This is a genomic window from Cryobacterium sp. HLT2-28, from assembly GCF_004402495.1.
GTDB classification, from domain to species: domain Bacteria; phylum Actinomycetota; class Actinomycetes; order Actinomycetales; family Microbacteriaceae; genus Cryobacterium; species Cryobacterium mannosilyticum.
In genome coordinates, this window is sequence record NZ_SOFH01000023.1 from 371773 (window position 1) to 395155 (window position 23383).

General features: G+C 69.7%; 18 protein-coding genes. 7 read left to right on the forward strand and 11 right to left on the reverse strand.

Going from position 1 to position 23383, the window contains the following annotated elements; all coding sequences use genetic code 11:
* Positions 1-80: 80 nt before the first annotated feature.
* The 7 genes from E3O48_RS13230 to E3O48_RS13260 all read right to left on the reverse strand — a co-directional run bounded on the left by E3O48_RS13230 (position 81) and on the right by E3O48_RS13260 (position 10694).
* On the reverse strand, positions 81-1394 hold the full coding sequence (locus E3O48_RS13230) for an alkaline phosphatase family protein (protein ID WP_134539429.1): 1314 nt from the start codon (positions 1392-1394) through the stop codon (positions 81-83).
* Positions 1391-3031, reverse strand: a complete 1641-nt coding sequence (locus E3O48_RS13235; RefSeq protein WP_134539431.1) for an alkaline phosphatase — start codon at positions 3029-3031, stop codon at positions 1391-1393. The genes E3O48_RS13230 and E3O48_RS13235 overlap by 4 nt, the downstream gene beginning before the upstream one ends.
* A 267-nt stretch (positions 3032-3298) precedes the next feature.
* A complete protein-coding gene (gene ilvC / locus E3O48_RS13240) occupies positions 3299-4327 on the reverse strand; it encodes a ketol-acid reductoisomerase (protein ID WP_134539433.1) in 1029 nt (342 codons plus the stop codon).
* Between the two features lie 67 nt (positions 4328-4394).
* Positions 4395-4904, reverse strand: coding sequence for an acetolactate synthase small subunit (ilvN, locus tag E3O48_RS13245; protein ID WP_174774800.1), 510 nt, complete (start codon positions 4902-4904; stop codon positions 4395-4397).
* 2 nt (positions 4905-4906) lie between these two features.
* Entirely contained in the window at positions 4907-6727 is a 1821-nt protein-coding gene (locus tag E3O48_RS13250) for an acetolactate synthase large subunit (RefSeq protein WP_134509604.1), read from the reverse strand.
* 37 nt (positions 6728-6764) lie between these two features.
* The gene (ilvD, locus tag E3O48_RS13255; RefSeq protein WP_134509605.1) at positions 6765-8459 is read right to left on the reverse strand and encodes a dihydroxy-acid dehydratase; all 1695 of its coding nucleotides are present in this window, start codon (positions 8457-8459) and stop codon (positions 6765-6767) included.
* Positions 8460-8504: 45 nt separating this feature from the next.
* Complete coding sequence (locus E3O48_RS13260; protein WP_370250005.1) at positions 8505-10694, reverse strand: bifunctional alpha,alpha-trehalose-phosphate synthase (UDP-forming)/trehalose-phosphatase; 2190 nt, start codon at positions 10692-10694, stop codon at positions 8505-8507.
* Positions 10695-10890: 196 nt separating this feature from the next.
* Between E3O48_RS13260 and E3O48_RS13265 the strand changes: the two genes are divergently transcribed.
* Positions 10891-11748 carry a sugar phosphate isomerase/epimerase gene (locus E3O48_RS13265; protein ID WP_134539655.1) on the forward strand — a complete coding sequence of 286 codons (858 nt, stop codon included), beginning with the start codon at positions 10891-10893 and terminating at the stop codon, positions 11746-11748.
* 56 nt (positions 11749-11804) lie between these two features.
* On the opposite strand, the gene E3O48_RS13270 is transcribed toward E3O48_RS13265, so the two are convergent.
* The 3 genes from E3O48_RS13270 to E3O48_RS13280 are packed head-to-tail and all read right to left on the reverse strand — an operon-like array spanning position 11805 to position 17285.
* Complete coding sequence (locus E3O48_RS13270) at positions 11805-13724, reverse strand: YhgE/Pip family protein (RefSeq protein ID WP_134539437.1); 1920 nt, start codon at positions 13722-13724, stop codon at positions 11805-11807.
* The gene (locus tag E3O48_RS13275) at positions 13721-16663 is read right to left on the reverse strand and encodes an MMPL family transporter (RefSeq protein ID WP_134539439.1); all 2943 of its coding nucleotides are present in this window, start codon (positions 16661-16663) and stop codon (positions 13721-13723) included. Before E3O48_RS13275 ends, E3O48_RS13270 begins: the two co-directional genes overlap by 4 nt.
* 4 nt (positions 16664-16667) lie before the next feature.
* Complete coding sequence (locus tag E3O48_RS13280; protein ID WP_134539441.1) at positions 16668-17285, reverse strand: TetR/AcrR family transcriptional regulator; 618 nt, start codon at positions 17283-17285, stop codon at positions 16668-16670.
* A 128-nt stretch (positions 17286-17413) separates the two neighbouring features.
* On the opposite strand from E3O48_RS13280, the gene E3O48_RS13285 reads away from it, so the two are divergent.
* Together E3O48_RS13285 and E3O48_RS13290 are read left to right on the forward strand one after the other, a co-directional pair.
* A complete protein-coding gene (locus E3O48_RS13285) occupies positions 17414-17602 on the forward strand; it encodes a hypothetical protein (RefSeq protein WP_134509611.1) in 189 nt (62 codons plus the stop codon).
* Between the two features lie 93 nt (positions 17603-17695).
* Positions 17696-18127, forward strand: a complete 432-nt coding sequence (locus E3O48_RS13290) for a hypothetical protein (RefSeq protein ID WP_134539443.1) — start codon at positions 17696-17698, stop codon at positions 18125-18127.
* A 38-nt stretch (positions 18128-18165) separates the two neighbouring features.
* On the opposite strand, the gene E3O48_RS13295 is transcribed toward E3O48_RS13290, so the two are convergent.
* Positions 18166-19542 (reverse strand): glucose-6-phosphate dehydrogenase, encoded by a 1377-nt coding sequence (locus E3O48_RS13295; protein WP_134539444.1) that lies wholly within the window; start codon positions 19540-19542, stop codon positions 18166-18168.
* 29 nt (positions 19543-19571) lie between these two features.
* On the opposite strand from E3O48_RS13295, the gene E3O48_RS13300 reads away from it, so the two are divergent.
* The 4 genes from E3O48_RS13300 to E3O48_RS13315 are packed head-to-tail and all read left to right on the forward strand — an operon-like array spanning position 19572 to position 23333.
* The gene (locus tag E3O48_RS13300) at positions 19572-21380 is read left to right on the forward strand and encodes a glycoside hydrolase family 15 protein (RefSeq protein ID WP_134539446.1); all 1809 of its coding nucleotides are present in this window, start codon (positions 19572-19574) and stop codon (positions 21378-21380) included.
* 45 nt (positions 21381-21425) lie between these two features.
* Entirely contained in the window at positions 21426-22034 is a 609-nt protein-coding gene (locus E3O48_RS13305) for a biotin transporter BioY (protein ID WP_134539448.1), read from the forward strand.
* Positions 22031-22711: an energy-coupling factor ABC transporter ATP-binding protein gene (locus E3O48_RS13310; protein WP_134539450.1), complete on the forward strand. Its 681-nt coding sequence runs from the start codon at positions 22031-22033 to the stop codon at positions 22709-22711. Before E3O48_RS13305 ends, E3O48_RS13310 begins: the two co-directional genes overlap by 4 nt.
* Positions 22712-22739: 28 nt before the next feature.
* Positions 22740-23333 carry an energy-coupling factor transporter transmembrane protein EcfT gene (locus E3O48_RS13315; RefSeq protein WP_198413068.1) on the forward strand — a complete coding sequence of 198 codons (594 nt, stop codon included), beginning with the start codon at positions 22740-22742 and terminating at the stop codon, positions 23331-23333.
* Positions 23334-23383: the final 50 nt, after the last annotated feature.

Below are 23383 nucleotides of genomic sequence, written 5' to 3' on the forward strand. Positions count from 1 at the left end.
AACTGTTGCCCGCGTGCCGGCCACTATTGTCCGAATGGGAGACAGTTGCACGACACTCGTGGAAGCGGATGGGGAAAGGCTCAGACCGTGAAGGCGTCGGCCCGCGCCGTCCCGTCGTAGCCGCCCGCGGGTGCGGCCAGCCCGAACAGCGCCCCCACCGTTGGCGCCACATCGATCGTGCGGGCGGGTTGGGAGGACACCCCGGTGGAGACTCTCGGACTCCCGCCGGCCACGAAGAAGGGAATCGGTTCGGTGGCCGGATGCCCGTGGTTGCCCGGGATCGGATTCGACGCGATGTAGGGATCAGAGAACCGCCAGCCGGCCCGGCAGAACGCGACCAGGTCCCCCGCCTCCGGACCCAGTCGCAGGTCGCCAGGGTCAGAAACGGACAGGACCCCGGGGTGCGCGGCGACGAGGCCGCGCACATCGGCCAGGCCGGCATCCCGAGCGCGGAGTGGCCCCGTCCAGGAGAGCAGGTCGGCCCCGCCGTTCTGGGCGATGGCGATCTGCTCGCGCAGGTCCGCACGGCCGGAGAGGATCTGATCGACGGAAATGACGTTCGATGGGATGGACCAGTCCATCGAATGGTCGGCGAGCACGATCAGCACGCTGCTCTGCCAGGTGCCCGCCGCGACGAGGTGGTCCACGAATCGGCCGACCTGGTCGTCGGTGTCGGCCAGGGCTGCGGTCCGGGCCGCCTGCAGGGTTGTGCCGGAGACGTCCGAGTGCCCAACGCGGTCAACGTCGCCGAGGTTCGTGAACACGAAGTCCGGATCGACGCCGTCGACCATGGCGATCAGCGCATCCATCGTGAACTTGTCCGGCGCGTGGCCGGTCACCGGGAGGAGCGGGGACGGCTCCCAGCGGTAGGTGGCGCGCTCGCCGAAGATGCCGAAGAGATAGCGCTTGCTGAGGACGGAGCCTGTCGAGAAGCCCTCATCCCTGAGCCTGTCCAGCAGGGTCGGGAATCGCAGGTCGGTCGGCCGGTCCAGGTCGCGCACGACGGCCTCGGCGCGGTCGTAGACCGAGTTGGCCGGCACCCCGGATCGGTCCGGGCGAACGCCGGTCATCATCATCACGTGGTTCGGGATGGTCTCCATGACCGGCAGGGAGCGGGCAGCGGGGAAGTTGGTCCCGGCGCCGCGGAGAGCCGCCAGGCGGGGGGTCAGTGCCGACGTGATCTCATCCGGCCTGCAGCCGTCGACGACCAGCACGTAGACGCGGGTGCGTGGACCCGGCGCCGTGGCAGCGGCCGCGCGCGCGGGGGCGGGGAGCGCGGTCCCCGCCGCGACGGACAGCAGGACGGAGGCGCCACCGGCCGCGGCCAGCCGGAGGAACTGGCGGCGGTCGGCAGCCGGGAAGCCGGCGGGCGACGGGGGCTGGTCGACGTTCACAGGACGCGGCTGACGGCCTGGGTGCCCGCGGCGACCCGCCACGAGGTGGACAAAGTACTGGTCGCCGCGCGGTTGGTGCGCTCGGAGAGCACGTACCAGTCCATCCGCAGGGCACCCGGTGTGACCTCGAGCACGGAGAATCCGTGCGAGTCGAAGTCCAGGTACTTCACGTGCGGATTCGCGCCCTTGAAGGCCTCCTCGACGGCGACGGATGACGTCCGTGGCGGCGTCCCCAGGATGTCGTCCAGATTGTCGCTGGTCACCGACGTGCAGACCAGTTCGGCGGCCACGGACGCGCCGTTCGACGGGTAGGTCAGCGGATCCGCCGGCACATCGCAGGCCCAGCCGGAGTGGATGTCCCCGGTGAGGAAGACGGCGTCCGTGATGGCGTTATCGCGGAGGTGGCTTATCACCCGGCTGCGGTCGGCCGTGTACCCGTCCCACTGGTCCACGTTGTAGGGGACGCCGTCGATCGTGGTGGTGCCCAGGAGCTGTTCGACCGCGCCGACTTCCTGCGCGCTGAGCGTGGAGGGGAAGCGCACCGGGGAGATCATGACGGGATTGCCTATGAGCTTCCACTGGGTGGCCGGCGAGGAGAAGCCGCCGAGCAGCCAGTCCATCTGCGCGTCACCGGTGAGGGTCCGGGCCGGGCTGCCGATCGCGGGGTCGACGACGCTGGACGCCTGCCGGCTTCGGTACGTGCGCAGGTCCAGCATGGAGATGCTGGCCAGGGTACCGAACTCGAAACGCCGGTAGATGTGCCCGCCAGGCTCGAAGCGCACCGGCATCCACTCGGCGTACGCCTGCTTGGATGCGTCGCGTCGGGTCGCCCAGGTGCCTTCCGCACCCTCCGTGTGGTTCTCGGCCCCGCCCGACCAGGCGTCGTTGGCGAATTCGTGGTCGTCCCAGGTGACCACGAACGGAACCGCCGCGTGCAGGGCTTGCAGGTCGAGGTCCGTTTTGTACTGCGCGTGGCGGCGGCGGTAGTGCGACAGTGTGGTCATCTCGACCGCCGGATCATGCGGTCGCACGACGACGTCCCGCGCCTGGTACTCGCCGGGGGCGTACTCGTACAGGTAGTCGCCGAGGTGCAGGACCACATCCAGGTCGCCGCGATCCGCGAGGTAACGATAGGCCGAGAAGTACCCGGCCTGCCAGTTGGAGCAGGAGACCACCCCCATGCGCAGCCGGTCCACCGCGGCCCCGGCAGCGGGTGCCGTGCGCGTCCGACCCGTCGCCGACGTCACCCCGGATGCCGAGAACCGGTACCAGTACGCGGCGCCGGGCTTCAGCCCCCCTGGAATCACCTTGACCGTGTGGTCGCGAGCGGGTCCGGTCCGGACGGACCCGCGGGCCGCCATCCGCAGGAAGCCGGAGTCCTCGGCCACCTCCCAGCTCACGGTGACGTCGGGGCCAACGCCCGACCCCGGCGCCGCATCCGGCGTCGGGGTGATGCGCGTCCAGAGCAGCACGCTGCTCGGCAACGGGTCACCCGACGCAACACCGTGCCGGAATCCGGCCGTGGTGGTGGCCGCGGCGGCGTGGGCTGGCAGCGTGCCCGCCGTCGTCGCGGCTGCACCGGCAAATGCGATGACGCCGGCGGATCGCAGCAGGTCACGTCGATTGAAAGGGCTCATACCCCCAGTCTGGGGGTGCCTCATGGCCGCCCTTCGGGCTTTGGTGGCCCGTTCACCCGCTTTTCACCCAAGGTTCGTCCGTCGTCCACGCCCCGCCGGGATTCCTCGGATGCACCCTGCGTCGCGGCGAGAAGTGGTCGGCCAGACCGACGCGGAGCAGGCCGGCAGCGGCGACGGCCACGAGGGCGAACGCGGACGGCGACAGGGCCGGCCTTGAAAGGCCGGCCCTGTCGCCGAGAAGTACCCTGTGGTTACCGCGCGGGTCGCTTAGCGCGCGGCTTCGCCGTCGACGTAGTCGTCGTCGGACGAGGCGTTCCACGCGAACAGCTTGCGCAGTTCACGGCCGGTGGCCTCGATCGGGTGCTCTTCGCCCTTCTTGCGCAGCGCGAGGAACTCGGGTGCGCCGGCGTCCTGGTCCTTGATGAACCGGTCGGCGAACGCGCCACTCTGGATGTCGGCGAGAACGGCCTTCATGTTCTCCTTGACGTGCGGGTCGATCACGCGCGGGCCGGAGACGTAGTCGCCGTACTCGGCGGTGTCGGAGACGCTCCAACGCTGCTTGGCGATGCCGCCCTCCCACATCAGGTCGACGATGAGCTTGAGCTCGTGCAGCACCTCGAAGTAGGCGACCTGCGGCTGGTAGCCGGCCTCGGTGAGAACCTCGAAGCCGTACTGGATCAGCTGCGACGCGCCGCCGCAGAGCACGGCCTGCTCGCCGAACAGGTCGGTTTCGGTCTCTTCGGTGAAGGTGGTCTTGATGCCGGCGGCGCGGAGCCCGCCGATCGCCTTCGCGTAGCTGAGGGTGAGCGGCCAGGCCGCACCCGAGGCATCCTTCTCGACGGCGACGATGACGGGAACGCCACGGCCGGCCTCGTACTCGCGGCGCACGGTGTGGCCCGGTCCCTTGGGGGCAACCATGACGACGTCGACGCCCGCCGGGGGCGTGATGTAACCGAAGCGGATGTTGAAGCCGTGACCGAAGACGAGGGCCTTGCCCTCGGCGAGGTTGGGTTCGATGTCGTCGGTGAACAGGTGGCGCTGCACCTGGTCGGGGGCGAGGACGACGATCACGTCGGCCCACTGGGAGGCCTCCGCGGCACCGAGCACCGTGAAGCCGGCCTCTTCGGCCTTGGCCTTCGACTTCGAGCCTTCCTTGAGGCCGATGACGACCTCGACACCCGAGTCGCGGAGGTTCTGGGCGTGGGCGTGACCCTGGGAGCCGTAGCCGATGACAGCCACCTTCTTGCCCTGGATGATCGAGAGGTCAGCGTCTTTGTCGTAGTAAATCTCAGACACGAGTAAATGTTCTCCTTATTGTTGTCGGTGGTCGAGCTTGCCGAGATCCCCTGGATCTCCGGTGTGGTTAGTTTTTGTAGACGCGCTCGGTGATCGATTTCGACCCGCGGCCGATGGCGACCAGACCCGATTGGGCGATCTCCTTGATCCCGTAGGGTTCGAGCACCCGCAGCAGCGCCTGGGTCTTCCCGGAGTCGCCGGTGACCTCGATCACCACCGCATCGATTCCGACGTCGACGACACGGGCCCGGAACAGGGTGACCGCCTCGAGCACCTGGGACCTGGTCGTGTTGTCGGCGCGCACCTTGACCAGCAGGTGTTCGCGCTGCACGGACTGCGACGGGTCGAGTTCGACGATCTTGATCACGTTGATCAGCTTGTTCAGCTGCTTCGTGACCTGCTCGAGCGGGAGGTCTTCGACGTCGACGAGGATCGTGATCCGGGAGAGGCCTTCGATCTCGGTGCGACCGACGGCGAGGCTCTCGATGTTGAATCCGCGGCGGGCGAAGAGGCCGGCGACGCGCGTCAGCAGGCCCGGCTTGTCCTCGACGAGGAGGCTGAGAACGTGGGAGCTCATGGTTATTCCTCTCCCCAGGTCGGTGCATGGTCTTTGGCGTATTGCACGTAACTGTTGCTGACGCCCTGCGGCACCATCGGCCAGACCATCGCGTCGCGGCTGACGATGAAGTCGATCACGACCGGCCGGTCGTTGGTCGCGAGGGCGAGCTTGATCGCGTCGTCAACCTGGTCGGCGCTGGTGACGCGGATGCCCAGGGCGCCGTACGCCTCGGCCAGCTTCACGAAGTCGGGCACCATCGCCGAGCCGTGGCCCGTGTTCAGGTCGGTGAACGAGTGGCGCCCGTCGTAGAACAGGGTCTGCCACTGGCGCACCATGCCGAGCGACGAGTTGTTGATGATCGCCACCTTGATCGGGATGTTGTTGATCGTGCAGGTGGCCAGTTCCTGGTTGGTCATCTGGAAGCATCCGTCGCCGTCGATCGACCAGACGACCCGGTCGGGTTCGGCGACCTTGGCGCCCATCGCGGCGGGCACGGAGTACCCCATGGTTCCCGCGCCGCCCGAGTTGAGCCAGGAGTTGGGCCGTTCGTACTTGATGTACTGGGCCGCCCACATCTGGTGCTGGCCGACGCCGGCGGCGTAGACGCCCTCGGGGCCGGTGAGCTCGCCGATCCGCTTGATCACGTACTGCGGGGCGAGCAGGCCGTCGGTCGGCTCGGAGTAGCCGAGCGGGAACTCCTCGCGCAGGCCGTTGAGGTAGGTCCACCAGACGCTGATGTCGGGGGTCGTCGTCTTGACGGAGGTCGCGTAGGCGACGGTGAGGTCGGCGATCACGTCCTTGGCGTCGCCGACGATCGGCACGTCAGCGGTGCGGATCTTGGAGATCTCGGCCGGGTCGACGTCGACGTGCACGATGGTGGCGTGCGGCGCGAACTCGGACACCTTGCCGGTCACCCGGTCGTCGAAGCGGGCGCCGAGGGCGATGATCAGGTCGGCCTCCTGCAGGGCGAGCACCGCGGAGACCGTGCCGTGCATCCCCGGCATGCCCAGGTGCTGCTCGTGCGAGTCGGGGAAGGCGCCGCGGGCCATCAACGTGGTGACGACGGGCGTGCCGGTGAGCTCGGCGAAGGCGAGGAGTTCCTCGGACGCGCGGGCGCGGATGACGCCGCCGCCGACGTAGAGCACCGGCTTGCGGGATTCGGCGAGCAGCTGGGCGGCCGCCTGCACCTGCTTGCCGTGGGCCTTGGTGATCGGCCGGTAGCCGGGCAGGTCCAGCTTGGGCGGCCAGATGAACGGGGCCTTGTTCTGCTGGGCGTCCTTCGTGATGTCCACGAGCACCGGGCCGGGCCGGCCGGTCGACGCGATCAGGTGCGCGGAGGCGATGGCGGCGGGGATGTCCTCCGGCCGCTTGACGAGGAAGGAATGCTTGGTGATCGGCATGGTGATGCCGACGATGTCGGCCTCCTGGAAGGCATCCGTGCCCATCAGGGTGGAGAAGACCTGGCCGGTGATGCAGACGATCGGCACCGAGTCCATATAGGCGTCCGCGATCGCGGTGACGAGGTTGGTGGCGCCGGGGCCCGAGGTCGCGATGGCGACGCCGACGCGGTTGCTCGCCGAGGCGTAGCCCTCGGCGGCGTGGCCGGCTCCCTGCTCGTGGCGCACCAGGATGTGCCGGATGGCGTCCTGGGTCATCAGCTCGTCGTAGAGCGGGATGACGGCGCCGCCCGGGAGGCCGAAGACGTCGGTGACGCCGAGCAGCTCGAGGCTGCGGATGATGGCCCCTGAGCCGGTGAGGATCTCCGGCTCGACGCCGGCGCCGGACAGGCCGGGCGCGGCGGGCGAGGGTGATGGCGATGGCACGGGTGAATCCGCGGTCATGAGATCAAGTCCCTAGTTCGTTGACGAATGGTGAGCGCTAGCCGGTCACGGCGCCGACGGCCGCTGACTGGACAAGCTTCGAGTACTTCGCGAGTACTCCCCGGGTATAGCGCGGTGGGAGTGGAGCCCAGCCGATGCGCCGTGCAGCCAGCTCTTCAGGGTCGACCAGTAGGTCGAGCGTGCGAGCTGCGATATCGACCCGTATGAGATCACCATCGCGCACGAAGGCGATGGGACCTGCGTCCACCGCTTCGGGTGCTATGTGGCCGATACACAGTCCGGTTGTGCCGCCTGAGAATCTGCCGTCCGTTAACAGTAGTACATCGGCGCCGAGCCCTGCGCCCTTGATGGCCGCGGTGATCGAGAGCATCTCACGCATGCCGGGGCCGCCCTTCGGACCCTCGTAACGGATGATGACGACGTCGCCCTTCGCGATCCCGCCGACGGTCAGCGCGTCCATTGCGGCCCGTTCCCGTTCGAACACGCGGGCCGGGCCGACGAAGACGTCACTGTCGAAGCCGGCGGTCTTCACGACGGCCCCCTCCGGCGCCATCGAGCCCTTGAGGATGGTGATGCCGCCGCTGGCGTGGATCGGGTTGTCGAGCGTGCGGAGCACCTCGCCGTCGAGGTCGGGCGGGTCGATCTCGGCGAGGTTCTCGGCGACCGTCTTGCCGGTCACGGTGAGCGCGTCGCCGTGGATCAGGCCGGCTTCGAGGAGCGCCCGCATCACCACGGGCACGCCGCCCTGACGGTCGACGTCGTTCATGACGTACTTGCCGAACGGCTTGAGGTCGCCGATGTGCGGCACGGTGTCGCCGATCCGGTTGAAGTCGTCCAGGCTGAGCTCGACCTCGGCCTCGTTCGCGATGGCGAGCAGGTGCAGCACGACGTTGGTCGACCCGCCGAAGGCCATCGCCACGGCGATCGCGTTCTCGAACGCCTTGCGGGTGAGGATGTCCCTGGCCGTGATGCCCAGGCGCAGCAGGTTGACCACGGCCTCTCCGGAGCGGTGCGCGTAGTAGTCGCGGCGGCGGTCGGCCGAGGCCGGCGAGGCCGAGCCGGGCAGGCTCATGCCGAGGGCCTCCGCGACGCTGGCCATGGTGTTGGCGGTGTACATGCCGCCGCAGGCACCCTCGCCGGGGGCGAACGCGCACTCGATCCGCTTGGCGTCGGCCTCGGTCATCCGGCCGGCCTTCACCGCGCCGACGGCCTCGAACGAGTCGATGATGGTGATGTCCTTCTCGGTGCCGTCCGAGAGCTTGACCCAGCCCGGTGCGATCGAACCGGCATAGAGGAACACGCTGGCGAGGTCGAGGCGGGCGGCGGCCATCAGCATCCCGGGCAGGGACTTGTCGCAGCCGGCGAGGAGGACGGAACCGTCGAGTCGCTCAGCCTGCATGACGACCTCGACGGAGTCGGCGATGACCTCGCGGGAGACGAGGGAGAAGTGCATGCCCTCATGGCCCATCGAGATGCCGTCGGAGACGGAGATGGTGCCGAACTGCAGCGGGTAGCCGCCTCCGGAGTGCACGCCTTCCTTGGCGGCCTGGGCGAGGCGGTCAAGGGACAGGTTGCAGGGGGTGATCTCGTTCCAGGAACTGGCGATCCCGATCTGGGGTTTCTCCCAGTCGGCATCTCCCATTCCGACGGCGCGAAGCATGCCCCGCGAGGTGGTGGCTTCGATTCCGTCGGTGACGTCGCGGCTGCGCGGTTTCAGATCATACTCAGGCATGCACTGAGTCTAGAACGTCGCCGGGCCCCGAACGTCGGCCGGCCCTCAGGCTCCCGGCTGGGGCGGAGTCTCCGCGGCCGCGTCCCGGAAATCGGCGATCATTCCCAGCACGAGGGGCACCTCCTCCGGGCCGTGAACCCGGTAGCCGGCGAGGGATGCGCCCGCGCCGATCTTCAGGCCGAGGTCACCCTCCCCCAGCACCGCGAAGGCGTCCTCGTCGGTCAGGTCGTCCCCGGCGTAGAAGACATGGTCGGCGCCGGTGTGCCGGCGGAGGCGCTCGAGGGCGTCGCCCTTGGTGCTGGCACGAACCGCGAATTCGAGCACGTTCTTGCCTTCGCGCACGGTCAGTCCCGGCAGAAGCACGCTGAGCTGCTCGCGGGCCTGCTTCTGCGCCGACTGGGCGGCCTGCGGGGTGGCGAGCCGGGTGTGCAGGGCGAGGCCGGCGGGTTTCCGTTCGATCCAGGTTCCGGCGACACCGCCGGAGATGCGTTCGAGCACCTGGGCCAGCGTGTTCAGCTGCTCGAGTTCAGCGGAGACGAGGTCCAGCTCGATCTCCGGGGTGTCCAGCTGCACCTCGATGCCGTGCGAGCCGGTCAGTAGCACGTCGCTCTGCGGCTGCGACACGTGCTGGAGGCTGACCAGTGCCCGGCCGGACACGAAGGCGACGCGCACACCGTCCTGGTCGAGCAGGCGCTGCACGGCGTCGCGGGTGCCGTCGACGGCCCTGGCGTCCTCCGGGTTGTCCACGTGCGGGGCCAGGGTCCCGTCGAAGTCCAGGGCGACGAGCAGGGTCCCGGTGCTGGTGACGTCCCGGAGGGCGGCGGAGAGGGGATCGGGGATGCCGGGGCGCACGGCTGCTCCTTCGGTGAGGGTGCGGAGGAAAGAGGCGGACCAGGCGGCCACGTCGTTGTCGAAGACCTTGCGGCGCAGGGCGCGCATCCGTCGCAGGCGTTCCTGCCGGGGCATGGCGATGGCTCGGAGGATTGCCGCCTTCAGCCCGTCGATGTCGTGCGGGTTGATCAGCACGGCCTGCTTGAGTTCGTCCGCCGCGCCGGCGAACTCGCTGAGCACCAGGACGCCGTCGCGGTCGAACCGCACGGCGACGTATTCCTTGGCGACGAGGTTCATCCCGTCGCGGAGGGCGGTCACGAGCATCACATCGGCGGCAAGGTAGAGGGCCACCATCTCCTCGCGCGGGTAGCCGTGGTGGTGGTAGCTGATCGCGGTGTGGCTGATCGTCGAATAGTCGCCGTTGAGGCGGCCGACCGCGAGTTCGATCTCGTCCCTGAGGGCGATGTACGGTCCGACGCGCTCGCGGGACGGACTCGCGACCTGCACCAGGGTGACGTCGGCGACGCTCACGCTGCCGTCCTCGAGGAGTTCGCCGAACGCCTTGATCCGGTGCAGGATGCCCTTGGTGTAGTCGAGCCGGTCGACGCCGAGCAGGATCGTCTTCGGATTGCCGAGGTCCTCCCGGATCTGCCGGGCCCGCTCCTGCACCTCGGGCCGCCTGGCCAGTTCCTCGTACGACCGGGCGTCGATCGAGATGGGGAAGTGCTTGGCGATGACGCGGCGATGCACCCCGTTGTGGCCGGGCACGTCGATGGCGACCCCGCGGGTCGGGTAGCCGTAGAGGCTGCGGACCGCCCGGGAGAAGTTGCCGGCGTCGGCCGCCCGCTGGAAGCCGATCAGGTCGGCGCCGAGGAGGCCGTCGAGGATCTGCTTGCGCCAGGGCAGCTGGGCGTAGATCCCGTACGGCGGGAACGGGATGTGGTTGAAGAAACCGATCACGAGGTCGGGGCGGGCCTCGCGCAGCATCCGCGGCACAAGCTGAAGCTGGTAGTCGTGCACCCAGACGGTCGCGCCGGTCGACGCCGCGGCCGCGGCCTCCTCGGCGAAACGCCGGTTGACCCGCACGTAGGCCTCCCACCATTCGCGGTGGAAGCTCGGCGGGGCGATCACGTCGTGATAGAGCGGCCAGATCGTGTCGTTGGAGAAACCCTCGTAGTAGTCTTCCAGGTCCGCCGCGCTCAGCCGCACCGGAGCGATGGAGATCCCGTCGTTGACGAAGGGGGCGAAGGTGCGGTCGGCGACTCCCGGCCAGCCCACCCAGACCCCGTCCGAGGAACGCATCAGCGGCTCGAGCGCGGTGACCAGGCCGCCGGGCGAGGTGCGCCAGCTTTCCGTCCCGTCGTCGGCGACCTCGAAATCGACCGGCAAGCGGTTCGACACCACCACGAGCGAGTAGGTCTGTGCCGAACCGGCGGACTGGGGGGACTCGGCTGATGGCGAGATGGTCTCTTCCGTTCCGGCGAGCGCCTCGCGCGATCACCTTGCTGGTTCTGCAAGGTTATCAGCCGGTCCACAAGCCCGGCCGGAACAATGGGCGTGCACCCCCAACGGTTAAGGAACGATGACTATGCTGACGCCAATGATCCGCATCGGCATGAGCACGACGTGTGCCTATCCTCTCCCCACCGAGCAGTCGTTCCGGCTCGCCAAGCTGGCCGGCTACGACGGGATCGAGATCATGGTGACCCGTGACATGGTCACCCAGGACGCCGCGGCGCTGCGCGCGCTGTCCGAGAAGTACCACCTGCCGATCCTGTCGATCCACGCGCCCGTCTTGTTGCTCACGCACTTCGTCTGGGGCCGTGACCCTCGGGTGAAGCTCGAGCGTTCGGCCGAGCTGGCCAGGGCGGTGGGGGCATCCACCGTCGTGGTGCACCCGCCGTTCCGCTGGCAGGCCGAATACGCGGTGGACTTCCTCGCGATCGTGCGTGAGATCAGCGCCCAGACCGGGATCGAGATCGCGGTCGAGAACATGTTCCCCTGGAAGTTCGGCGGCCGCAGCGTGAAGGCGTACTCCCCCGGCTGGGACCCGACCGTGATGGACTGCGATGCGGCCACCCTGGACTTCTCGCATTGCGCGCTGAGCGGGCACGACAGCCTGGCCATGGCCACCTCGCTCGGCGACCGGCTCCGGCATGTTCACCTCTGCGACGGCTCAGGCTCTCTGGACGAAGGCAAGGTCTTCGACGAGCACCTGCTGCCCGGCCGGGGCAGCGAACCCGTCGCCGAGGTCCTCGGCATGCTCGCGAAGGCGCGCTGGGACGGCCAGGTCGTCGCCGAGGTGAACACCCGCAAGTGCAAGACCGAGGAGGAGCGGCTGGCCCTGCTCGTGGAGACCCTCGCCTTCGCCCGGCTGCACACGCTGCAGGCCCGCCCCCGGCGCTTTCCGCGGTCCCGTCGCGCCCTCGAGGCGCTGCTGCCGGGCCGCCACCACTAGACCGGCCAGGTCGCGCCGGCCAGGTCGCACCGGCCAGGTCGCACCGGCCAACAGCCTTACCCGCGGGCCAGGGACACTCCGAACGAGCGCGCCCCGCGCCGCCGGGCGACGGTCCAGAGCGAGAAGAGCACAGCGGACAGCGCGAACAGGGCCAGGAAGGCCGCGGGGGCCGCCGCATTCGCGCCGTCGCCCGCGGTGATGGCCTGCATCCCCTTGACCGCCCAGGTCAACGGCAGGAACGGGCTCACCAGCTGGAACGGTTTCGCCACCAGTTCGATCGGGTAGAGGCCGCCGACCGCGGTGATCTGCAGCGCGAGCAGCACCAGGGAAGCCACTATCCCGACGCGGCCGAAGGCGGTGACGAGGAAGTGGTGCACGGCGACGAAGACGAACGCGAGGAAGACCGCGAAGGCCAGGGTCGACGGCAGCAACAGCCAGGACACCCCGAGCGCATTGTGCAACAGGGCCACGACCACGACGGCCTGCGCCGCCGCGACCAGGAAGGCCCGGCCGAGGGCGCGCCCGACCAGGCGGCCGGTCCCGGCGGTGGAGGCCAGGGCCGTCGCGGAGAGCGGCCTCAGCACCAGGAAGATCGCCAGCGCACCGATCCACAGGCCGACCGGCACGAAGACCATGCCGATGATCGGCCCGATCGAATCCACCGGGTTGTCACGGGTGCTGACGATGGCGACCGGTTCGGACACGACGGCGGCGGTCTGCTGAGGGTCGGTCTCGCTCAGCCTGGAGGCACTGGCCGCGCCGTCCTTGAGTCCTGCCGCGAGTTCGCCGGCTCCGGATTCGAGCTGGTGGGCGCCGGATGCCGCGGCCGCGGTTCCCCCGGAGAGCCCCGCGACACCATCGGAGAGCCCCGAGATCCCGGTGGCGAGGTCGCTCGCCCCCGTGCGCAGCGGTGCCGATCCGGCGGCAAGGCGGGATGCGCCCGCGGCGCTCTGGGTGATGCCGTCCTGCACCCCGCTGAGCGCGGTCGTGGTCTGGCCGCTGAGCGCGTTCCCCTGCCCGGCCAGGGTGTCCAGAACGTCCTGGTAGCCGGCCAGGGACTGGGCGTAGGGCGCATTCGTGGGGTTGGCGAGCAGGGCTGCGGTCAGCGAGCCGAAGCCGGCCGCGGCGCTGCCGACTCCCCCGGTGTACTGCGCCCAGCCATCGCTGAGCCGGCTGAGCCCGGCCGCGCCGGAGCCGAGGCCGGCCAGGCCGGAGCTCAAGGCGTCGACCCCGCCCGTGTATCCCGCGACCCCGGAGGAAAGAGCGGCGGCGCCCGATGCCGCGGAGGCCGCCCCGGAAGCCGCGGAGGCCGCCCCGGAGGCCAGGCTGTCGAGGCCGGTGGCGACGCCGGTCACCCCGGAGGAAACCTGGGCGGCGCCGTCGGACGCCTGGGTGAGGGATTCGCCCAACCCGGACAGGTTCGAGTAGAGGGCACTGAGGTACTGCGCCGTGATCTCGCGGCCGAACATCCCCGTCATCGCGGTGCCCACCGACTGCGCGACCGAACCGGCCAGGTAGGAGTGGGCATCGTCGGTACGGATGCCGAGGTCGGCCCGGGTGGGAGCCTTCCCGCCGAGCGAGGTGACCGAGGCGGAGAAGTCGGCCGGGATGGTGAGCACGGCGTAGGCCTGCCCCGCGGCGAGCGCGGCGGCGGCATCCGTCGAGTTGGAGATCGCCCAGGCGAAGCCGGTGGACGGCGAGCCGGCCTTCGCCGGTCTGGTCATTTCGGTGACGAGCTGGCGCCCGGCGAGCACCTTCTGTTGCGAGCCGTCGGGCAGGGTGGTCGTGACGAACGTGTCGTTGTTGACGACGAGCGCCGGCAGGGTGTCGACCCGCTGGTCGGCGCTTGCGAGCGCGCCGGCGAAGAGGCCGGCGACGGCAAGGGGCACCACGATCAGGCCGGCCAGCAGCGCGGTGAGGGCCCACCGTCGCTGCCCTGGCGTGCGGCTGAACAGTCGATCAAGCCTCGTGCTCATCGCTGGAGGGCCTTTCTGTCGAGGGCGGAGTCTCTGTCGAGAGTGGCGTCGTCTTCCACGGCGTCAAGGGTGATCTCCTGCACGGCTCTCGCACCGTATTCGGAAGCTCGGGAGGCGACGGAACCGAACCCGGAATCCGATCCTGAGCCGAGGATGATCGTGGTGGCGGCCGGGGCCAGTGCCGCCAGGATGACGACGAGGTCCCGGCCCCCCGGATCGATGGGGAGCCCGTCACCGAGGTCGACGAAGACGACGCGGGGGCGTTCTGCGAGCGCCGCCGCGACCAGCACAACGGCCCGGTCGATGGCCGGCAGGGTGGCCATGGGCGTGGCCGCCGTGATCGGGCACCTGCCGGACGGTTGCGGGAGGGCGATCTCCAGACGGCCCAGCCACACGGTGAGCTCAGCGCGGCGCCTGGCGGTGCGGTGCCACGGGTGGGCGAGGTCGAGTCGTTCGGCCAGCACTTCGCCGACGGTGAGCCCGGTGTCGTGCCGGCCGCCTACCTCGGCGAGGGCGACGGTGCGCATGACCGTGCTCCGCTCGCTGGGAAGCGGCGCTCCGCACACCTGGAGTCGTCCTGAGACGAGGTCGAGGCGCCCGGCGAGGGTCGCGGCGAGCACGCGGCGACGGGTCGCGCCGGCCGTGACGAACACCACGGAGCCCGCGGCCACCGTGAGGTCGAGCGGCCCGAGCCGACTTTCCGGAACGCCGAGCACGGCGGCCTCCGCTGTGATCACGGCATCCTGGGCCTGGGCCCACACACTGTCGTCGAGGTGCCGGCGCAGACCGACGCCCTCGATGTCGACGTCGGGCAGGAGCCGGTCGAGGGGGCGCGGCAGCCACCACGCCCAGCGGCCGGCGAGCGCCATCGCGGCCGGAACCAGGGTCATCCGCACGAGGAAGGCGTCGAGGAACACGCCGATGGCCAGGGCGAAGGCGATGCCCTTGATCGCGCCGGTTCCGTCCGGCACGAAGGCGAAGAAGACGAAGAACATGATCAGCGCGGCCGCCGTGACGACCCGGGCGGCGTGCGAGAAGCCGTGCACGATGGCGTCGTGGGGGCGGCCGCTGGCGACGAATTCCTCGCGCATCCCGGAGACGAGGAAGACCTCGTAGTCCATGGCGAGACCGAACAGCACGGCCATCAGAAGGATCGGCAGGAAGCTCAGGATCGGCCCGGGGTGGGCGACGCCGAGCAGGTCGGCGAACCAGCCCCACTGGAAGATCGCGACGGTGGCGCCGATCGACGCGAACACGGAGAGCAGGAAGCCGAGGGCGGCCTTGACCGGCACGAAGATCGAACGGAAGACCATGGTGAGAAGGAGGATCGACAGCCCGACGACGATCAACGCGAACGGGATCAACGCGTTGCCGAGCCGGTTGGAGATGTCGATCGAGACGGCCGTCGCGCCGGTCACCGCGATGGGGGTGCCCAGGGACGCGTCGATCTCGGGCGCGAGGGCACGAATGGACTGAACGAGGTCCTTCGTTTCCGGGGCGTTCGGGGCGCTGCCGGGCATGACCTGGATGATGGCGGTGTCGACCGTCGGGTTCGGCGTTCCCTTGCTGACGAAGGCGACGTCGGGCAGGGCGCGCAGGCGCGCTCCGATGGTGTCGAGGTCGGCGAAGATATTCGTCGTCTGGGTGATGTCGACGACCACGATCAGCGGGCCGTTGTAGCCGGGCCCGAAACCGTCGGCGATCAGGGTGTAGGCCTTGTTTTGGGTGGACGCGGCCGGTTCGGAGGCGCCGTCGGGCAGGTTGAGGTCGAGGCTGAGGGCCGGAATGGCCAGGGTGCCGAGGATCCCGACGACGACGAGCACCACGAGCGCGGGCGCTTTGAGCACGACGCCGACCCAGAGCCGGCCGAGGGTGGGCCGGCCGGTGTCGGGCATCATCGCCCGGCGGTGCGCCCGGCCGCCGGGTTTCGGGGCGAGCCTCGCCCCGGACAGGCCGAGGATCGCCGGCAGGAGGGTGATCGCGACCCCGATCGACACGAGGACAGCGAATGCCGCGGCCACCCCCATCACGCTCAGGAACGGGATCCCGACGACGAGCAGCCCGAGCAGGGCGATGATGACGGTCAGCCCGGCGAACACGACGGCACTGCCCGCCGTGGCCACGGCCGTCGCGGCGGACTCGTGCGGGTCGGTGCCACGCGCCAGTTGGGTGCGATGCCTGGACAGGATGAACAGGGAGTAGTCGATGCCGACGGCGAGGCCGAGCATGAGGGCCAGCATGGGGGCGGTGCTGGAGACAGGCACGAATGCGGAGATCGCGGTGATGCCGCCGATTGCCACCCCGACACCGATCAGGGCCATCAGCAGCGGCATCCCGGCGGAGATGAGCGAGCCGAAGGTGACGAGCAGCACGACCCCGGCGAAGAGCAGGCCGAAGACCTCGGTGATGGTGATGCCGAACGTGTTGTCCTGGAACACCTGGCCGCCGAACGCCACCCGGAGGCCCGCGTCCCGGCCGATGGACGCGGTCGCGGTCAGCCCGTCGAGAGTGGCCTGGGTGACCGTGGTCGACGGCCCGCTGAGCTGCGCCTGGCTGAACGCGGTCGATTCATCCTTCGAGATCGCGCCGGAGGCGTACTCGGAGAACGGGGTGATCACGCCGTCGACGCCGGGCACATCACCGAGAGCGGTGGCCATCTCCTCGATGGCGTCCCGGTAAGCGGGAGCGGTGACGGATGCCCCGTCCGGCGCCCGGTAGACGACCTGAACCTGGGCGCCCGCAGCGGCCGGGAACACCTCCGCGAGCTTGTCGATGGTGTCCTGCGATTCAGTGCCGGGGATCGCGTAGGACTCCTGGCTGTGGCCGCCGAGGGCGAAGCCGCCGCCGAGGATCCCGGCCAGGAGGAGAACCCAGATGCCGAGCACGAGCCAGGCGCGGCGATAGGCGAAATGTCCGATGCGGTAGAGCAGGGTGGCCATGGTGCTACTTCCGGGACTGGGACGTGTGGACGGCGACGGGGGCGAGGAGCTCGGTGATCACGACGGAGAGCGCCTGGCGGATCTCGTCCGCCGGGGCGATGTCCTTGTCGAGGAAGGTCATCCCCGCGACCAGGGTGTACGCGGCGCCGCCGAGGGCGATACCGAAACGGATGCGGTCTTCCGTGCTGGCACCGTCGTGGCAGAGGGTGTCGGAGAGGCGAACGATCAGCACGCCCGCCCGGTCGATGACGGGGATGCCGCGAAGGGACTGGGCCTGGTTGATGAAGGTGTGCAGCTCGAGCCGGAACTCGAGCAGGAAGTCGATGAAATCGTCGACGAACCGCCGCCGCGACGCCGCGCCGTCGGGGGCATCGACGTACCGGTTGAGGATGACCTCGAGCCGGTCGATCGCGGGAGTGAGGACCTCCCCCAGCAACGCCTCCTTCGAGGCGAAGTGGTACAGCACGCTCGATTTCGAATAGCCGGCGGCGTCGGCGATCTGCTGCAGCGACGTGCCGGCGAAGCCGATCGACGCGAATTGGGCGAGCGCGGTGGCCCGCAGCTCGTCGCCGGTGCTCGGCCGGGTGAGCGCGGGAGGAGTCGGGGAAGATTCTGGAGGCACCCGTTCACCTTACTTGACCGATCGGTCAGGTTCTGCACGATCGGTCAGCGATCGAGGCAACACGCGGGTAACCCGGAGGGAGCGCGAGCCGGCCCGGCCCAGTAGCGTAGGAGGCAGGAGGCCCTCACATGCGAAAGTTCATCTTCAGTAGCGCCATGATCGGCGTCATCGCCGGCGGGTGGAACATCTTTCAGGCCACCAGGAGCGGGCCTCGCGACTGGCGCCTAGTGCTGATGTGGCTGGGCTGGGCGCTCAGCGCCGCGGTCGCAATCGGCACGGTCATGAAGGACGCGGACGAACGGCAAATCGACAGCTGACTTGCGGTTTCCTGCGGCGTGTCATCCGGTCAAGCCCCCTTCCGGGCGGCAGACTGATAGGAACACGAGCATGCCAATTGAAAGGGGCCACCAATGTTTGGTCGCCGACGTCGCGTCGCACCGGTCATTGCCGCACCCGTTCCCGAGCTCAGTGACGAACAGGTTTTCACCCTCCTGCACGATCAGCTCTCACAGCTGGTGGGCGCCCAGGGCAAGTGGACCCTCGTCCCCCGCAGCGAGAGCGACACCGACGTGATCTTCCACGGCCTCAAAGCCCACCAGATCGCCGCCTCGCTCGCCGCCGTGCTGCGCACCGAGACTGCCCTCCTGCGCGGCGAGGTCGTCGCCGAGCCCACCGCGCTGCCGTGGACCCCCGCGCCGATCTCAGTGTGGGCCGAACCCGGGCGCGCGGAACCCGAGCGCGCATCGTCGAAGGTTCCCGTGCACCTTCCGATTTTCTCCGCCGCCCAGCCCGTGACCCCGTCGGCCCAGCAGCCGGAAGAGCGCGCTCGCCTCGTCGCATAGCCCTCCACGTCGCCTAGCTCTCCTCGACCGGCCTCCGTTCAGCCGAGCTTCTTCCACTCCGCCGGGCCGTCAGTGCCTGCCGGGTAGTCCTCCAGCGGCACCTTCCCGGCGCGCCAGGCCGCCAGTATGGGCGCCACGATTCGCCAGCACTGCACCGCGGTGTCCGCCCGCACCGACAGGGCTGGATCACCGTCGAGCACCCCCTCGAGCACCTCACCGTAGGCCAGCAGCTGGCCCGGACCGAAGGATGCCGCGAGGCGCACCCGGTCGAGGGTGTGCGGGTCTCCCGGCCCGTTCAGGTTGAGGTCGATGGCCATCTCGTCCGGCCCGAGGAAGATGCGCAGCACGGTCGGGCCCGGCAGCCCGCTGAGCCCGACCGGCAGGTGGGGCACGGGCTTGAACGTGATGGCGATCTCCCGGCGGCGTTCGGCGAGCGCCTTGCCGGAGCGGAGGGTGAACGGCACTCCCGCCCACCGCCAGTTGTCGATTTCGAACGTCACCTCGGCCAGGGTCTCGGTGTCGTTGGCCGCCAGAACGCCCTTCTCGTCGAGGTAGGCCGGGACGCTCTTCCCGTCGACCGTTCCCGCGGTGTAGCGTCCGCGCCTGCTGGAGCGGGTGGGGCTGCCGCCGCGGAGCCGGGTGGCACGCAGCACGATGCCCTTGGCGTCTCGGAGGTCGGCGGAATCCAGCGACGATGGCGGTTCCATGGCGAGCACCGCCAGAACCTGCAGGAGGTGGCTCTGGATCATGTCGACCATGGCGCCGGCCCGGTCGTAGTAGCCCGCGCGGCCCTCGAGACCGAGCTGTTCGTCGTAGACGACGTCGACGCGTTCGATGTGGATGTTGCTCCAGAGTGGTTCGAAGATCCGGTTGGCGAACCGCAGTCCCACGAGGTTGAGCACGGTGGAGCGCCCGAGGAAGTGGTCGACCCGGTGGATCTGGTCCTCCGGAACGAGCCTGGCCAACCGCGCGTTCAAGGCGATGGCACCCTGCTCGTCGACGCCGAACGGCTTCTCCAGGGCCAGTTGGGTGCCGTCGGGCAGGGCTACATCGGCGAGGGCGTCACAGACCCCGGCCGCGATGGCCGGCGGCAGGGCGAAGTAGATCGCGGGCACACCGGAGCACAGCGCGATCAGGCGCTCCAGCTCGGCTGGATCGGCCAGGTCGCTCGTGTGGTACTCCGTTGTCTCGAGGACGTTCTCCACTGCGGCGCCGGCCCCCTCACCCAGCGCGAACGACGTGGTCAGCCTCGCCAGCCACTCGGCGGGGCTGAATTCCTCTCGACCTGCCCCGATCAGTTGAACCCGCCGGTCGGGGTGCGCGGTGAGCAGCTGGCCGAGGGCGGGAAGAAGCAGCCGGGCGGCAAGGTCCCCGCCGGCGCCGAGGATCAGGAGCGTCGAGATTGGCTTGGTCATCAGCCCAACGTAGCTGGCAGGATGACTGCATGGCACTCAATATCGAGGATTACGCGCTGATCAGCGATTGCCACTCGGCCGCGCTGGTCGGCAGGGATGGAAGCATCGACTGGCTCTGCCTCCCCCGGTACGACTCGGCGTCGATGTTCGGCGCGTTGCTGGGCGACGAGGACCATGGGCGCTGGCTGCTCGCCCCGGCCGACCCGGCGTCGACCTGCACCCGCTCCTATGACGAGGGCACCTTCATCCTCACAACGCTGTGGACGACGCCCGGCGGTTCGGTCGAGGTGACCGATTTCATGCCGCACGGGGACCATCGCGCCGATGTGCTGCGCCGGGTGCGCGGAGTATCGGGGACCGTGGAGATGACCGAGGACCTGCGCATCCGTTTCGGTTACGCGACGACCATGCCATGGGTGCGCCAGGTGACGACCGGCGGCGACCACGGCCTGGTCGCGGTGGCCGGCCCGGACGCGATCATCGTGCGCGGTCCGGCGCTGCACGCCGCAGACCATCGGCACGCGGCCCGTTTCCGCGTCCACGCCGGCGAGGATGTCGACCTGCAGCTCTCCTGGTATCCCTCGCACCGAGAGCCCCCGCCCGCTCTGGACGTCTCGGCGGCGTACGCGACGACGGCCGAGTGGTGGCGGGGCTGGGCCGGGACCTGCACGCACGAAGGGCCGTACCGGGACGAGGTCGTGCGTTCGATGCTCGTGCTGCGGGCGCTGACCCACGAGACGACCGGGGGCATCGTCGCCGCGGCGACCACCTCCCTGCCCGAGTTGCGCGGCGGCAGCCGCAACTGGGACTACCGCTACGTCTGGCTTCGGGACGCGGCGCTGACCCTGACCGTGCTGCTCTCCCACGGCTACGAAGTGGAGGCCCAGGGCTGGCGGGCCTGGCTGCTGCGGGCCGTGGCCGGCGACCCGAACGACGTGCAGATCATGTACGGGCTGGCCGGGGAGCGGTACCTCCCCGAGCGCGAGCTGCCCAGCCTGCCCGGGTACCGCGGCTCCGGACCGGTGCGGGTGGGTAACGGCGCCGTCGACCAGTTCCAGTCCGACGTGATCGGCGAGGTGATGGTGGCCCTGCACGCCGCCCGGGAGGCCGGCGTCGCCGAGACCGAGTTCTCCTGGCCGCTACAGCGAGCGCTCGCCGGTTTCCTCGAACAGAACTGGTCACGGCCCGACCAGGGCATCTGGGAGGTGCGCGGGCCGGCCCGGGAGTTCACCCACTCCCGGGTCATGGTCTGGGCCGCGTTCGACCGGCTGGTGCGCGGCGCGACCGAGTTCGGGCTGCCCGGGCCGGTGGAACGCTGGACGCGGCTCCGCGACGAGGTGCGCGGCGAGATCGAGCAGCGCGGCTTCAACAGCGCCCGGAACAGCTACACCCAGTACTTCGGTGGAGACGAGGTCGATGCCTCGCTCCTGGTGCTCCCGCAGGTCGGCTTCTGCGACGCGTCGGACCCGCGGATGCTCGGCACGGTCGCCGCGATCGAAGCCGACCTGCTGCACCAGGGCCTTGTGCTCCGCTACCGGACGGACGCCGGCGTGGACGGCCTGGCCGCGGGCGAGCATCCGTTCCTGGCCTGCTCATTCTGGCTGGTCGAACAGTACGCGGACTCCGGCCGTGAGGCGGAAGCGGTGACACTGATGGATCGCCTCGTCGGCTTCGCCAACGACGTCGGGCTCCTGTCGGAGGAATACGACATCGACGCCGGGCTGCAGGCCGGGAACACCCCGCAGGCGCTCAGTCACCTGGCCCTCGTGCGGGCGGCCGACGCGATCGCCGGCTGCGTTTCAGAGGCCTCGACCAGAGATCCGGCCGATTCTTTGTAGGTCTTCCCCAGCGGAGGGGTGGCCCCGAATTCTAGATTGAAGAACATGACTGCCCGAACCCTCACCGTGCGCGATCTCGCCCAGATCGCCATCTTTGCCGCCCTCATTGCCGCCCTCGGGCTCCCCGGCGCCCTGACGATCGGCGCCGTCGCGGTGCCGATCACCTTCCAGACCCTGGGCGTGATGCTCGCCGGGGCGATCCTCGGTGCGCGCAAGGGCTTCTTCGCCGTGCTCCTCTTCCTCGTTCTCACGGCGGCCGGTCTTCCGCTGCTCTCCGGCGGGCGCGGCGGGCTCGTCTGGTTCACCACCTCGCCGTCGACCGGCTACCTCTACGGCTGGCTCGCCGGGGTGGCCGTCATCGGCTACCTCACCGCGGTGCTGCTCCCCCGGTACCCGTTCTGGCCGGCCCTGGCGGCGACCGTCCTCGGCGGCATCGTCGTGGTCTACCTGTTCGGCGTGCCGGTCACCGCAGTCAACCTGGGCCTGCCGCTCTGGGCGGCGCTCGTCGACAGCGCCAAGTTCCTGCCCGGCGACGTGGCCAAGGCCGTCGTCACCGTGCTGGTCGCCCGCCAGGTGCACAAGGCCTACCCCGGTCTGATCCCGGGAGCCCTCCGCCGCAAGCCGTCAATGACGGCGGGGCACGCGGGTCGATGACCCGGATCACGTTCGACGGGGTATCCCATTCCTATGGGAAGCGCAGCGTTCTGCGGGACATCCGGCTCGACCTCAGCGAGCACCGGATCGGGGTCGTCGGGGCGAACGGCTCCGGCAAGTCCACCCTGGTGCGGATGATCAACGGGCTGATCACCCCCACCAGCGGAACCGTGAGCGTCGACGGCCTCAATGTGGCCCGGAACGCCAGGGAGGTGCGCCGACAGGTCGGCTTCATCTTCACCAACCCCGACAACCAGATCGTGATGCCGACCGTGCAGGAGGACGTGGCCTTCACCCTGCGCCGGCGGGGACTCACCCGCGAGCAGGTGGCCGAACGCACGGCGGCAGCCCTCGACCGGTTCGGACTCACCGCCCACGCCGACCACCCCGCCCACCGGCTCTCCGGCGGGCAGAAGCAACTGCTGGCCCTGGCCGCCGTGCTCGTGGCCGAGCCGAAAATCGTCGTGGCGGACGAGCCGACAACGCTTCTCGACGCCCGGAACGCCCGGCGGATCACCGAGCTCCTCCAGGAAATGAGCCAGCAGGTCATCGTCGTGACGCACCAGCTCGAGCTTCTGGCCGGGTTCGACCGTGTCGTGGTGATCGACGAGGGCGAAGTTGCCTTCGACGGCAGCCCGGATGCCGCCCTCGATTCCTACCGGGAGCTGCTCGCGTGAGGGCGCCGGACAAGTGGAGCCGGCCGTCGTGATCGGCCTCTACCACCCGGGATCCTCGATCATCCACCGCACGCCGACCCTGCTCAAGCTGCTGCTCCTGTCCGTCGGCGTGACCGTAGTCGGACTGCTCGGGCAGCCCTGGCAGCTGCTCGTCGCCCTCGGCGCCGTCTTCGTCCTCTACGTCGTGGCCGGCATCCCCCCTCGGCCGGCCTGGCAGCAGATCGGCCCGATCCTCTGGATCCTCATCATCGCCGTGCCGCTCCAGGCGTTGTTCGCCGGTTGGACGACGGCGGGCATGATGGCCGGTCGCCTGGTGGTCGCGGTCGCCCTGGCGGCCCTGTTCACCCTCACGACGACCGTCACAGCGGTTCTCGAAGGGTTCCAGGCGCTGCTGCACCCGTTCCGCCGCTGGATCGATGCGGACCGTGTCGGGCTGCTCGTCGCGCTCACCCTGCGCTGCATCCCGCTCGTCGCCGAGATCGTCGCGGAGGTTCTCGAAGCGCGGAGGGCCAGAGGCACGCAGGGTTCCCTGCTCGCCCTGGCGGTGCCGGTGGTCGTGCGGTCGCTGTACGCGGCGGACGCGATCGGTGAGGCTCTGGTGGCGCGCGGACTCGACGACTGAGCGTATCCGCTCTAGATTGGGAGCCCGCGCCGACCGCGCGCCCGACAGAA